The organism is Candidatus Aegiribacteria sp., assembly GCA_021108005.1.
Classification (GTDB): Bacteria; Fermentibacterota; Fermentibacteria; order Fermentibacterales; family JCC-6; genus Aegiribacteria.
This window is the reverse complement of record JAIORS010000117.1, coordinates 1-13,604: the sequence shown is the minus strand read 5'-3', so window position 1 is coordinate 13,604 and position 13,604 is coordinate 1. Positions and strand designations below refer to the sequence as shown.

Annotated in this window: 9 protein-coding genes; 5 read left to right on the top strand and 4 right to left on the bottom strand. The window is 46.2% G+C overall.

Annotation, left to right across the window (positions count from 1 at the left end; genetic code table 11):
* Positions 1 to 353: 353 nt before the first annotated feature.
* From K8S15_07255 to K8S15_07245, 3 genes are read right to left on the bottom strand one after another with little or no spacing between them, the layout of a single operon-like run.
* Positions 354 to 1,760 (bottom strand): FAD-dependent oxidoreductase, encoded by a 1,407-nt coding sequence (locus K8S15_07255; GenBank protein ID MCD4775834.1) that lies wholly within the window; start codon positions 1,758 to 1,760, stop codon positions 354 to 356.
* Positions 1,757 to 3,685 (bottom strand): asparagine synthase (glutamine-hydrolyzing), encoded by a 1,929-nt coding sequence (asnB, locus tag K8S15_07250; GenBank protein MCD4775833.1) that lies wholly within the window; start codon positions 3,683 to 3,685, stop codon positions 1,757 to 1,759. Before asnB (K8S15_07250) ends, K8S15_07255 begins: the two co-directional genes overlap by 4 nt.
* Positions 3,686 to 3,709: 24 nt before the next feature.
* Positions 3,710 to 4,639, bottom strand: a complete 930-nt coding sequence (locus K8S15_07245; protein ID MCD4775832.1) for a glycosyltransferase family 2 protein — start codon at positions 4,637 to 4,639, stop codon at positions 3,710 to 3,712.
* 244 nt (positions 4,640 to 4,883) lie between these two features.
* Here K8S15_07245 and K8S15_07240 point away from each other — a divergent pair, with 244 nt between their 5' ends.
* Both K8S15_07240 and K8S15_07235 read left to right on the top strand, forming a co-directional pair.
* Positions 4,884 to 5,897, top strand: a complete 1,014-nt coding sequence (locus K8S15_07240) for a flippase-like domain-containing protein (GenBank protein MCD4775831.1) — start codon at positions 4,884 to 4,886, stop codon at positions 5,895 to 5,897.
* Positions 5,890 to 7,251, top strand: a complete 1,362-nt coding sequence (locus K8S15_07235; GenBank protein MCD4775830.1) for a hypothetical protein — start codon at positions 5,890 to 5,892, stop codon at positions 7,249 to 7,251. The genes K8S15_07240 and K8S15_07235 overlap by 8 nt, the downstream gene beginning before the upstream one ends.
* A gap of 19 nt (positions 7,252 to 7,270) precedes the next feature.
* On the opposite strand, the gene asnB (K8S15_07230) is transcribed toward K8S15_07235, so the two are convergent.
* The gene (gene asnB, locus K8S15_07230) at positions 7,271 to 9,190 is read right to left on the bottom strand and encodes an asparagine synthase (glutamine-hydrolyzing) (GenBank protein MCD4775829.1); all 1,920 of its coding nucleotides are present in this window, start codon (positions 9,188 to 9,190) and stop codon (positions 7,271 to 7,273) included.
* Between the two features lie 375 nt (positions 9,191 to 9,565).
* Between asnB (K8S15_07230) and K8S15_07225 the strand changes: the two genes are divergently transcribed.
* The 3 genes from K8S15_07225 to K8S15_07215 all read left to right on the top strand — a co-directional run.
* Positions 9,566 to 12,418 (top strand): AAA family ATPase, encoded by a 2,853-nt coding sequence (locus K8S15_07225; protein ID MCD4775828.1) that lies wholly within the window; start codon positions 9,566 to 9,568, stop codon positions 12,416 to 12,418.
* 60 nt (positions 12,419 to 12,478) lie between these two features.
* Complete coding sequence (locus tag K8S15_07220; GenBank protein ID MCD4775827.1) at positions 12,479 to 13,021, top strand: hypothetical protein; 543 nt, start codon at positions 12,479 to 12,481, stop codon at positions 13,019 to 13,021.
* 385 nt (positions 13,022 to 13,406) lie between these two features.
* Positions 13,407 to 13,604, top strand: a 198-nt coding sequence (locus K8S15_07215) for a hypothetical protein (GenBank protein ID MCD4775826.1), incomplete at its 3' end; no start/stop codon positions are given.

Here is a 13,604-nt window from a genome sequence, read left to right as displayed (position 1 = left end):
TATTTTTAACTTCAAGCCTTAAAACACTTTTTATATCCGATAGTAAAACATAAGGAAACTGGATTTCTCGTAATATCAGAATCAGCGCCAAATATGACTTCTCAGTTCCCGTTTTCTCAGTTTTTCATTTGAACAAAAATACCACCGGAACTATTACCGGTCAACATTTATTCCTAGTCCTTCACCTCCTTTCTATAGAAGTCCGGATAGCCTAATTCAATTTCAGAAATCAGGGAATTTTAACTGTCGGTGATAGTATTATTCAGTGAGGTAATACGGCAGACAATATGGCTTGACGTTGATCAGTATCTACTACCCGGGCGCGGGAGTAGGTCTATGATGCCGGGTACAAATCAGTCAACAACAATATGACTGTTGAATTTTTCTCTGTGAAGAGCCCATCTGTCGGCGTCCCATTTCAGAGCCGGGGAGAGGCAGTCCACGGCGGCAATTCCCATATCGATTGTATGATGGGTATTGTCATGCACGAACAGTCCCTGTCTTCCAAGAGATACCATTCGGCTGAAGGTTCTCAGATGCCGTTCGATGATGTCGAGATGACTTGAAAAGCTTTGGTCATAAACCGGGTATACATTCTTCTTCCTGCGAACGGTAAAATCCTTCACTTCCGGTACGGGAAGATCTGTTTTCTTCAGGTCATCAAGGACCATCCTGAGAATTTCTTCATTGCTCAGTTCCCATAATTCATCTTCATCGCCGCAGGGTATCTCAAAACATAGGCCGGTGCGATCAGAGGGAGTATTCGCCAGGCTGTAGTTCTTTGGTTCGGAAAGCCTTGAAAAACATGTTTCAGGACCTGGGAAGTAGTGCGCGTCAAACGGTGTGTATTGCGAAATGGGCAGTTGCAGTATGCAGAAGATCATGGATCTGAAGGACAGTTTTTTCGCTGCGTCGGAAACCAGGCGGGGTACCGCAGGATCAAGCAGTCCCGCAAATTCGGTAACGGGAATGGTTGAGAAGATAAAATCCGTGTTTATCTTTCTACCATCGGAAATAACAACAGTCCCCATCTGTTCTTCTGCAGGGGGAATAATTGAGACAACTTCTGCGTTGAATATGATATTTGCTCCAAGTTTCTCTACGGTCGCGGCCGTTACCTGAGCTATCTGACCGAAACCCTGCCTGGGATAGTAGAAGATGCCTGTCTTTCGCGAAGATCCCGAGATGGAAGAGAGCGCTTTTCCAATCATCTTTCCGATACTTCCGGACGCGATCCGCTTTCTGGCCTGTACGGGAGAAAGTTTTGAGGGGGGAAGCCCCCAGAGTTTTCTTGCATAGGGGAAATAGAATCTGCTGCTGATGGTTTTCCCAAGCCCGGAGAGGAGGGTATCTTCAAATGAAATACCTTCTTTTTTACGCCTGAAAGAGGATACCAGAGAATCGAGCATTACACCGGATGAAAAAGAAAAGGGAAGATTGAACAGGAGATTGACGGGATTCAATGGAAAGGCGATGAACCTTCCTTCGAGCCATATTCTCCCGTTGCGGGGTCTTTCTAGAAGATCGCTCCCGAGCATCTTGCGAATTTTATTCAACAGCCGGGGATCAGCTGCGGGATGGAGTCTGTGACTTCCGTAGTCAAAGATCATTCCTTTGTACTGAAAACTCGCCGTGATCCCCCCGGGGCAGTTTTCTTTCTCGATAACCGTTATCTCAAGATCATTGAATTTCTCCAGAAGCGAAAGAGCTGTCCACAATCCCGCCGGGCCTGCTCCGAGAACAGCAATTTTATATTTCACAGGCGTGCAACTCCCGGATTGATGTAGGATTTGTAATTCGTGGTGGAGATGTACATTTCATGCCACATCATGTAATTCAGTATCCCCCAGAGGGCTCTGCCATGGTCCATTTCCCCCCTGTCGTGCTGTTGCCAGAGTTTCTCAACTCCCATTGCATTGAAAAGCCCGGTAGAGGAAAGTCTGGAAGGACAGAGATAGTCCAGAGCTATATCTTTCAGTTCTTTCCGCAGCCACCTGGAATAGGGCATCTCCAGGCCGACTTTTTTCTTTTTGATGATGGAGGCGGGAAGAAGATCCTTCATGGAATTTCTCAGCAGATATTTCCTGTTCATTCCAGGAAACTTGTACTTGACAGGTACGCTGGAGAGAAAACGGAACAGTTCCACATCGGTGAAGGGAACTCTTGCCTCTATGGAGTGGGCCATTGTCATTCTGTCGTTCTTTACCATAAGATCATGGGGAAGGTGACAGGAAGCATCGATACAAAGCAGTCTGTTCAGGTCGGATTCAGCATTACAACCAGTATATATATCCCTGAAGAACTGTGAAGAGTCCGGGAATTCATCGAAACGATCAGGATTGCTCAGCACTTTCCGCTTGGCATCAGCCGATAGAACAACCCGCCAGAAATAGTGTGAGCCTGGAGTATCCAGTTCGGTACCCTCTGTGAATCTTTTCGCCTTGAATTCAAAACTCAGTTTCCTGTGGGATACGGGAAGTCTTTCAGCCAGATATCTGATAACTTTCTGCCTTATGAAACGCGGCACGGTTTTTCTATAGAGTTTCCTGGCTTTGCAGGCAGCATGGGTATCGTAACCTGAATATACCTCGTCGCCTCCCTCACCGGACAGAAGCACCGTGACAAGGTCCGAAGCTTTTTCCGCCAGAAGCCATGTGGGGATAGCTGAACCGTCTCCGTAAGGTTCGTCTATGTGGGCAAGGTACCGGGGAAGGAGATCAGCAACTTTTTCGGGTGTTACTTCTATTCTGTGATGTTTTGTACCAACAACTTTCGCCACGATCTCCGCATAATCCGATTCATCAAAGCTGCTGTCTTCAAAGCCCAGGGAGAAAGTATGAAAGTCACTGCTTCCCTTTGCACGGGCCATCAGGGCTGTAAGGGCGCTGGAATCCATTCCTCCCGAAAGCATCACACCTACCGGAACATCTGAGATAAGGGTACGCTCTACAGCCTTCTGAAGCAGTTCTCTGCTGTGGGCGCAGGCAAATTCGGAGGATATCGATTCGTCCTCTGTGTAATTAAAGTCGAAAAACCGCCACTCGGACCTTACTTTCGTTTCCCAGTCAATCCACATGGCTCTACCGGGCAGCAGTTCGTAAATGTTCTCGAACGGAGTTAGAGAACCGGGCACATAATCGAAGGAAAGGAAATGATGCAGGGCCTGCAGAGAAGGCTCCCTTTCCACTCCGTTTACTTCAAGAAGCGCCTTTATCTCGGAAGCGAACCAGAAACCTTCTTTTGTTGTGGTGTAAAACAGGGGTTTTATTCCGAAGGGATCCCTGGCAAGAAGGAGTTTCCTCTTCCTTCCGTCCCACAGGGCAATTGAATACATGCCATTCAGAACATCAAGAAAACAATCTCCCATTGTTTCGTAAAGGTGTATAAGAACCTCTGTATCAGTTCTGGATCGGAAAATGTGCCCTTCAGCGTCGAGATTGTATTGTTTTCGGAGTTCCAGGAAGTTGTATACCTCGCCGTTATAGACAATCCAGATGCTTTCATCCTCATTGCTCATGGGCTGATGACCTGATCTGCTCAGATCTATGATGCTCAACCTTCGATGAACGAGTCCGCAGGGACCTTGAATCATCTGTCCTTTGTCATCCGGTCCCCTGTGAGCCAGAACGGTTCCCATTCTTGAAAGGAGCTCAGCATTATGGAACATCTGGGAATTGAAGAGCAATCCCCCTGCAAAGCCACACATATATCAGTCTTTTTTTTCGTGAATGAATTCAGCTCTGAAGCTGCGCTTTGAAAGAGCTTCAGCAACCATTCCAACAAGCAGGATCTGCAGAGACGCGAGAAGGAAAGTTACTGCTGTGGATGAGACAACCGGGAGAACCAGCAGGCTCGCCCCTGTATCGCGGGAAATGCCGATAGTCATAATAACATCATGAATAAGCTTCAGGAAGCCAACTGAAAAACAGAAAATCGATACTGGAATAAACACTCTGAGAGGTCTGAAAAGAACTGATAAGCGCAGAACAAGCATAACGAACGAAAAAAAATCTGCCGGGACGATCTTGGATTTGCCTTCACGTTGATGATAATTGATCGGTACATACTCCACTATGAAATTATCACACATTGAAGCAACTGTAATTGTCGAAGTGAATGAGAAGCCGTTCGGGTATATGTTGTAATAGCGGAGAGCCAGATCTTTTCGAAACACCCTCAGCCCGGAGTTCAAGTCCGGGATAGGTCTTTTGACGATGTACTGGGCCAGACGGCGAACAACCCACTTGAATGGTTTTCGGGTAAGCGGCACATTTACCTTATCACCGGTTCTCGCGCCGACAACCATATCCGCATCGGTTTTCTCCATGCGATTCAGAAGTTCGGGTATCATATCAATCGGGTATGTACTGTCAGCATCGGTTATTACAATGGTATCGTAGCTGGCGTTCCTGATACCCGTTTTAAGCGAAGCACCATATCCCAGATTGTTCTGATGCCTAAGAACCTTCGCGCCGGTCTTTCCCGCCAGTTCGGCTGTTTCATCGGTGGAACCGTCATCGATCAGGAGTATCTCTCCTGATAAATCCGAACTGCCGAGTATTCGCTGAATACCGAGAATCGTCTGTTTTACAGATTGAGCCTCGTTAAAGGCGGGAACGATTACACTGATTTTTAACATCCTTCTCCAGACTGTTTGATTTACAGTACAAAAACATAATCACCCGTAAGGATTCATAACAGCCCTCTGGACATTGCCACCGGATTGTGTCAATTTACCCCTGGCAATCATCATCTCTCTTTTGAGTGATTGCTTTTTGGTTTATTTATATTACTCAATTGAATTGAGATGATGACCGTATTGACAAAAAATACAAATGAGATCATAGAAATATACGTGAACAAACACCCGCTGAATAGATAGTATGCATTCAAACTCGAACAGCAGCAGAAGAAAAATCGTAATGCATGTCTTTTCTGCCCTTGCAGGAATGGCAATTCTTATCCTCATTGCCTCAAAAACGGGATTTGAGCATTTCGTGCAGAACCTTCAGGAAGTCAAGCCGATAGTGCTTATTCCTCTCGTCATAGTTTATTCAATATCATGGCTGCTTCGCGGCATCCGTTTCAGAATGATACTCTCCCTGCTGAAAGTTAAAACAGGTTTATTCGAAGCTCTTGGAATTGAGCTGGTGGCTGATATGGCGAATATGATTATTCCCGCAAAACTCGGAGATTCTATAAAAGTCATTTACTTGCACAAAAAGAAAATGCTGAACTACACTTCAGGAACCTTCGCGGCTTTCCTGGTAAGAGCCATGGATCTTGCGGCCGTGATACTCCTGACTCTGTTCAGTGTTATTTTTGTCTCCGGATCAATCGCAGCGAACTATCTCTCCTATATCGTTACGATGTCAGTCCTGATGCTTCTTCTCGCTCTTACCGGCTGGCTGTTTGTTTTCCATCCTTCCATCTTCCGGAAAATGCTGATAGGACCGCTGAAAAAACTAAGGAGCTCCGTCACCGAGCTTGCCGAGCAGATGAGGAAAAACCCGGAACGACTCTTCACGGTTCTGCTCGTATCGATGCTGGTCTGGATATTTGATATTCTCACCCTCTTCATCTTCCTTCTTGTTTTCGGGGTAAAGCTCTCCTTCGCCGGGACTTCGTTCGTTATGCTGCTATCAACTGTAACGAAGATCCTTCCATTAACACCAAATGGTCTGGGAATCTACGAAGGGATGATGGTTATGCTTCTCACCGGATTCGGTGTCTCGGAAAGCACCGCATTTACTATAGCCGTACTTGACCATGGCTTTATGAATGTGTATTCACTCCTGCTGTCGGTGATGGCCCTTCATTACCTGGGGCTGGGTTTCAGGAGCACAAAAGAGCTGCTTGACACGAAGCAGAACCGAAACAGGGAATTAAGTGATTAAGCGCCATATATTTTTAATATTACTCGTTCTCATGTTTTATCCGCTCTTTGTAACTACTATTATACCTGACGTTCTCAGGACCCCTTTCGATACGGAAACCATCGGTCGTTTCATTATTCCGTTCCAGTTTCAAGGGAATGACAACATTCCATGGGCAGTTACCGAATCGGTACAGTGGGATATATTCAGACCGATCTACTGCCTTTCCATCCTGTCTGATTATGTACTCTGGGATACTGACGCGCGAATGTATCATGTGACAGACCTCCTCCTTTCATGGGTGTGCTATTGCCTGGCATTTTTCCTGCTGAAACGACAATTCGGCTTTCTCACCGCCGCCATCGCTGTCTGCCTTTGGACAGTTCATCCTTCGCAATGCATGTCTCTGTTAAAGATATATGGAAGAAACGATCGCCTGGTTACACTGTTTACCATTGCGGCGCTCTTCACTTACGATATGTCTTTCATAAAAAATGAACACCGGAAACTTCTTTTCACACTTACCCTGCTTTTTGTAATTCTGTCTACACTCTCAAAAGACACGGGTATCTTTTACTGTCTGCTTCTTCCTGCCTGGAGTATCCTGGTAAAAAAACGCTCAATAAAGGAAACAGTCAAATCCGATCGTATGCTATGGTCAGGTCTTCTCTTCCTGATTGTTATGTTTGTCGTGTTGCGGAGCATTGCTGACTTCAGTATTGCCATAGACTCTGACGGGCTCAATTTAGGATTGAATTATTTCCGACTTCAGTCCATACTGATCCAGATGGGTTTCCCTCTGCCGCCAGTCTGGAATCTCAATCCGTTCGCGGTTTGTGCAATTACTGCTCTTGCAGTCATTACAGCCGTTTTCTCCAGAAAATGTCCAGGGGCAATAAGATTTGGAGCGTTCTCATTCAGTATTTTCATTTTTCCGTTTCCTTTTTTCTGGATTCAGGACTCATTTCTATGGGGTTTCTGGTTGTGGATCTCACTCGCTATGGCCGGAAGCGCAGTTTACCTATTTGATAAGTACGTAAAGAATCGGAATATAGTATTCAAGCTGTTAACATTCAGCGTTCTTATTATCGTTCTTTCTATTTCGGCGGTCTGGTCGATCAGAGTGACCAGGCGGATCTCAGCACCGATGATAGAAATGCATGAAATAGCGATGTATGCGGTGTCCTCCGAAGAGGGTCCCGTTTACTCCGAAGAAAACATCTTTTCCCGGTTTCCGGGATGGGCACATCGGATGAATCATGGTCCCGTCGAGGAACGCATGAAGTTCAGCTTATACATAGTTCATATGATTCGTGTGGAAACCGGAATTTTTGCTTCAACGATGAATTCCCCATTCATCAGGGAAAATTGGTAAAGACGGTTACATTTCTGAATTACATGTAGTCCCTGAAATCAGAATTGTATATGAACATCTCAAACCAGATCATGAAGTTCAGTATGCACCAGAGAGTTCTGCCGTTATCACGCTTTCTGGCAAGATGATCCGTCCATAAACCTCGTACATGTTCGCAATTCAATATTTCTGTTCGCTCAATTCTTTCCCGCGTGAAATAATCACGCCCGAGCTGAGCTAATGAATCTTCGAACCAGATAGAATAAGGAAGTTCTATGCCGAAGTTCTGCCTTCGATGGATTACCGGCGGCAGCACTCTTTTCATAGCCCTTTTCTCAATGTATCGTCTTGTCAGTCCTCTGATCTTGTACTTCGAGGGAATCGTGGTGAAGAATTCAACTGCTTTTCTGTCCATGAATGGAAATCTTGCTTCCACCGAATTGGCCATAAACATCCTGTCGTTCTTCTGCATAAGGTCTCCTATGAAGAAATATTTCATGTCGATCTGCGATAGTCTGTCCAGCTCATCTCTATAATCAAGTGAGTTGAACAGTTCCGAGAAGAACGTGTCAGTGTGAGGAAAGTTCTCTGCCGAGTTCATCAGATCAAGCTTCTCTGATCTGTCAAGAACATGTCTGTAGTAAAGATGAGCTTCCGGGGCTGGAAGCTCGGCTCCTCTTGTGAACCGTTTCGCGAGAAATTCAAGACTCAGTTTGTTGAACGATACAGGCAGCATACCCGCCAGTTTCAGATTTACCGTACGTATGAACGATGGAACAAATTTTCTGTACAAACGCGAGATGTGATTGGCCATATGTGTTTCGTACGCGTTTGAAATCTCATCACCGCCCTCACCGGAGAGAAGCACCTTCACATATTTCCGGGCTTCCGCGGATAGAAGCAGGAAAGGTATTGCGGAACCGTCACCGATTGGCTCATCCATGTATGCCATCTGCCGAACAAGGTTCTTCTTCACATCATCGGGATTAACCGGTATTTCGTGGTGAATAGTGCCGGCATACTTCGCCATAGCCCTTTGATAGGAAGACTCATCAAAACTCTTCTCGTTTATTTTAAGAGAGAAGGAATGAAGTTCGTTACCCTTGCCCAATTCGCGGGAAAGACCAAGGATGGAACTGCTGTCCAGCCCTCCCGAAAGAGTGGTTCCTACAGGCGCATCGGAGATAAGATTCCTGTCGACTGCTCCCAGTATTGCCCGATAGAATCCCTCTTCCGCTTCTTCCATTGTCATTTCGTAGTCCGGGTTGAATCCTATAGTGTAGTACTCTCTGGGGGATGGATCAGACGGATTATCAAGGTCAAGTTCAATAAGATGTGATCCGTCAAGCTCATTTACTCCCTGGAAGGCTGTCAGTGTTCCCGGAATGTAGGCCAGAGAGAAGTAATGGAAAATTGCCTCCTCATTCACGCGTGGTTGGAATTCAGGGATCTGCATGAATGATTTGATCTCGGATGAGAAGTATAGCCTGTTGTTCATTGTTAGCCAGAACAACGGCCGTGTTCCATAAAAATCCCTGACTATGAAGGCTTTTTTTCTGATTCTGTCGTACAAGGTGAACGCAAACATTCCTGAAAGGTGGTCAAGACACTCTATTCCAAGTTCTTCGTAAAGATGCAGCAGCACTTCTGTATCAGAAGAGGTTCTGAAAATGTACTTCTCATCCAACCGGAACTGCTCGCGAAGCAATCTGAAATTAGTGATCTCACCGTTGTATGCAAGCCAGACACTGCCGGATTCGTTACGCATTGGAAGATTTGCCTGTGGAGACAGGTCAATAATGCTTAATCTTGTGTTTCCCAGGAAACAATTCTCGTCATGGATAAACCCCTGATCGTCCGGCCCGCGATGGCGGAGAATGGAGGTCATTTTTTTGCCTGATTCAATATCGGTTTCAGTCAGTCTTGAATTCAGACAGATTATTCCGGCGATTCCACACATGAAAAAACTCCCTGGTTGAACTGTTCCTGAAGGTAATCAATCTCAGGTATATTATCCACCCTGAGTATCTGCGCGTCGGTTTCAAAGAGTGAAGATTCCTCCGAAGTTTGCCATCACTGTTTAAAATCCTGTATTGTATGATTAAGAAGTACTGTTCGAGAAAAAGACAGGTATTGAAATCGGAAGAATTTGTATTGAACATTCAATGAGAATATCAATGATAATTATCGTTTTACCGTTAACGAGTACTATTTCTCTATCATCTGTTACTTCTGAGTCAACGCCGGTACTTCGTAATACTATCATATTCGGAGATACACGCGCCATCACCGGATTATTCTCAAGCATCACCAACCGGTTTATAGGATAGCGTTCATGTCATCGATACCCCTTCGCGGAGCAATGGTAGGCCGGGAACATCAGCTGTCCCGGGCAGTTAGTTTTATCTCCAGCCTGGAGATTGAAAATTGCAACGGGATTCTGTTTTTCTGGGCTCCGCCGGGTATTGGCAAGACCAGGCTTGTTACTGAAGTAAAAAAAGCAATCCCTCAGCGGGAGTTTGTTTTAATAGAGGGTGATTCTGACGCTGGCTCCGCCCCCTTTCCGGATTTTCTCGAAAACTGGTTCAACCTTAATCCGGTAGTTCTGCCGGAAGACAATCTTGATGCATTCAGCAGAATCTGGGAAGGGCTCCTGATGAATCTGGAAATGAGATCGCTGAAGGATATACGGATGGAGCTGGAAGAATCCAGACCATACTTCGAATACCTTCTGGGACTTAGCCTGGATGATGATTCGATTGCGTTCAGATTGGAACCCTCCCAGAGAGCTGAGAAAATCAGCCTCGCTCTGGTGACCTTTTTCGACGCTCTTGCTATACTTGATCCTATAGTTTTAGTGCTGGAAAACGTGCAATGGTTTTCCATGGAGGATATACTCACATGCAAAAGGATTATTGAAAGAACTCCCGGCTTCCCCAGAGCGTTTATCGTAACCGGAAGACCTGATGAAGACGGAGCAAAGCCTGACTTTCCGGATATAGCTTCTTACGTTAAAACTGATACGATTTTTCTTGATGGACTGCCTGAGCGCAGCATAGAATCCTTCGTTGAGGAACTCGGAGCCGGGTCACCGGAAAAACAACTGGTTGAATTTCTCTGGGACAGGGCCGGCGGAGTTCCTCTCTTCCTCGAGCAGGCGATTGATTATCTAAGCGAAACTGGTTCGATTGAAATCAATGGCAGTGAATTACTTCTAAAGATTCCCGTCGCGGAAACACCTGTTTCAATCAGGGATATGTTCATCTCCCGCATGCTTTTCATGCCTGACTCGGTAAGAAAAGCGGCAATAGCTGCATCAGTTCTTGGAAGCAGTTTCAGAAAGTCCGATATAGCTGCAATGCTTGAGACAGAATCTGTGGATTCCGATTTGATGACAGGCGCAGAGAAGCGCATTTTTATTCTTGATGGATACTCCTGCTCCTTCTCGCATATTCTTTTCCGTGACTGGATAAGCGAGTTGTCACCAATTGAAGAACTCAGGGAGCTTCACCTGAGAGCCGCCCGCATTCTTGAGAAGGAATCCGATTTGTATCCTTCGCCTTCCAGAATGGAGAAAATATCCGACCACTACCTGTTCGGAGGGGAGAATAAGAAAGCCGCTTTTTTCATTGAACAATCGGCAGCCGCGTACACGGTCAATTTCGAAAATAGGGCTGCTTCAAGGCTGTACAGGAAATTGATACCGATGCTTGATGAACCGGAAAAAACCCGTGCGGAGCTGCAGCTGTCCGATGTGTACAAAAACGAAGGGCTTCTCAACGAGGGAATAGAACTGTTATCCGGCACTCTTGAGCGGATACGCGACCTTCAATCCATCGACACTCATCTCGAAGCGTTGATAAAACTCAGGCTTGGAGCGTATCTGGGCTCATCCGGGAAGCTGAAAATGGCAGAGGAGATGCTCCGGGACTGCCTGAAGGTTTTCGAAGAGTATAACGATATTGAGAACCAGGCTATTGTTATACGGCAGCTGGGTTCGACTGTGCGTTCTTCGGGAAGAATCGCTGAATCTGTACATCTTGTTGAGAGATCGATTGAAGTAGCCAGGGAATCGGGCAATCCCATGCTCATATGCGCGTCTCTTTACTGGTCCGCTATAACATACAGGCAGATAGGTGATTACAAGAAGATGAAAAAATGTACCGAGGAGCAGGTGAGAATTGCGGAAAAAACCGGTATCATCAAGAGCATCATTGGTGGATACGATAACCTTATGCGGATACATATTTACAATAGAGATTATGATGCCGCTGAGAAGGCATACGATAAGCTTATAGGTTTGGCGGAGAAAACCGCGAACTGGGCTGCTCTCAGTACGGCCACCAGCAAGCTGGGAATTATTCACCTTCGCACAGGCAAATGGAAAATCGCTACGGAATGCTTCAGAAAGTGTGTAAGCCTTTCGGAAAAAACGGGCAATCTCAGAGCGAAATGCGCTGCCCTCGGGAATCTCGCTCATGCATCAATTGAGGTGGAAGACTTCGGAGCAGCCCTGAAATACTCAACGGAACTCATCGATACAGCGTCCGCAATAGGTTTCAAGAGCGGGCTCATGTCCGGTTATGCAAGAATGGGGTACATTTTTTCCCTCCGCGGGGATTATGAATCTGCTCTTGATTGTATGCAAACTCAGATCGAACATGCAGAATCACTGCGGGATATCCGGAATCTCTCCGACGGCTGGGAAGCAATTGCCGATATTCAGTTCAAGCTGAATGAAATACCGGACTCTATCGCAAGTATTGAAAGGGCGATGAAGTATTCACTGAAAGCCGACGACATGCTTCTATACTCAAGCCAGCTGGCTTACAGGGGCAGAATTCTCTTCATGAGCGGCAGTAAGAAGGAAGCGGAGGGATACCTGGAGAAAGCGCTTTCTCTCACAGAGGGAAGGGAGGGGCGGGGAAAACGGGTTTTTCGCTGCAGGTTATATCTAAAGGCAATCAAAGTTGAAACACATCCGGGTCTTTCCGATGAGATACTGGAGATGGTGAACAAGGCTCCCGATGCTGAACTTAAGGGAGAAGCTTACTATTGCCACTGGAAACTTACCGGGAACAGTAAATCCGCCGGGAAAGCTGTTCATCTGCTTACAGAATCAACCGGTTCCCGTCCCCATCCGGTTCTCCAGAGACTTCTTGATGAACTGGTGAAAAACGCAGGTTGATGATTGACAAGACTCGTATGGTTACCCATCTTTACTTAACTTATTTGAAAGGGGATTCTAATGGAAAAGAAACGCAAATTCATACTCATCATCGCGGTAGTGGGAATGATAGGCACATTCCTTCCCTGGGCCAGCGCTTTTGGGTTTACTTTAAGCGGTACTGAAGACGGAGGATGGCTCACTCTTGCCCTGTTTGCGATAGGCGGTGCAATTGCCTTCTTCAACGGAGAGAAGACGGAAGCACTCCAGAAGAAGATAATGACCGCAGTATGGATACCTGCCGTAATAGCAGCCGTGATTGCTCTGCTTAAGATTTTAAGAAGCAGACCTGCAGGTGTGAACAACGGCATAGGCCTCTGGCTCGTATTTCTTGCCGGTCTCGCGCAGGTATTTGTAGCATTATTCTTCAAGGGTGAAGGCGGCTGGGATCTGCCCAAATCGGTAGCTGACGTTAAGGCAGCAGCCAATATTCCGTCCGTTGGAAAACCGGAAGCAGCCCCTGCAACCCCTGCAGCGCCAGCGGCACCTGCAGCTCCAGTCGAACCTGCTCCCCAGGCCGCTCCAAAGGCTCCACCCGCAGAGGAAAAAGAAGATAAGGAGTAACTCCTTATTTATCAACCATAACGGTTGAGGACTCTCTGTTTGTAAATTTAAGTGCCCCTGCCTCGGCGGGGGCACACTTGCAAATATGCACCGGAGACTCGGTATCAAGATGTACGTCCCAAGTGAAACCGGATCCTTGAATTATTACCCAACCTCTATTTCAGGAATATAGTCCTTCCATGGAACCGATATTCGCGGATGTAATTGCTCGCATAAAAGTTCCGGAGGTGGCGTCGGAAACCACGGATTTGGATTGACTCAGCCAATATGAAACAGTATGAATGCAGCCAGGAATGAATCATGGCTGTAACATTGAACCAGTACGTTTTCCGGTGTTTGTAAAGTCAGTGTAACAAATCATTTAAAGTACTAGAGGAGGGTTAGTGTGAAATTCACAAAAATATTAATATTGTTAGCTGCAATGTCTCTCTTTGCTGCTGGCGGCTGTGGTAGTAACGGGGAATCGAGCGATTCCAGTGAAGACATCTCAAGCACAGATACCGAACAACAGAATACAGATGCTGCAATCTCTTCATCTTCTGAGGAAGCATCAGAATATGACCCCGTTCCTACCGACATCAAT

What these genes read in the sequence shown, in the direction of transcription:
- K8S15_07245 (MCD4775832.1), bottom strand. Translation starts at nt 4,639, where the DNA reads ATGTTAAAAATCAGTGTAATCGTTCCCGCCTTTAACGAGGCTCAATCT.
- K8S15_07220 (MCD4775827.1), top strand. Translation starts at nt 12,479, where the DNA reads ATGGAAAAGAAACGCAAATTCATACTCATCATCGCGGTAGTGGGAATG.
- K8S15_07225 (MCD4775828.1), top strand. Translation starts at nt 9,566, where the DNA reads ATGTCATCGATACCCCTTCGCGGAGCAATGGTAGGCCGGGAACATCAG.
- asnB (MCD4775829.1), bottom strand. Translation starts at nt 9,190, where the DNA reads ATGTGTGGAATCGCCGGAATAATCTGTCTGAATTCAAGACTGACTGAA.
- K8S15_07240 (MCD4775831.1), top strand. Translation starts at nt 4,884, where the DNA reads ATGCATTCAAACTCGAACAGCAGCAGAAGAAAAATCGTAATGCATGTC.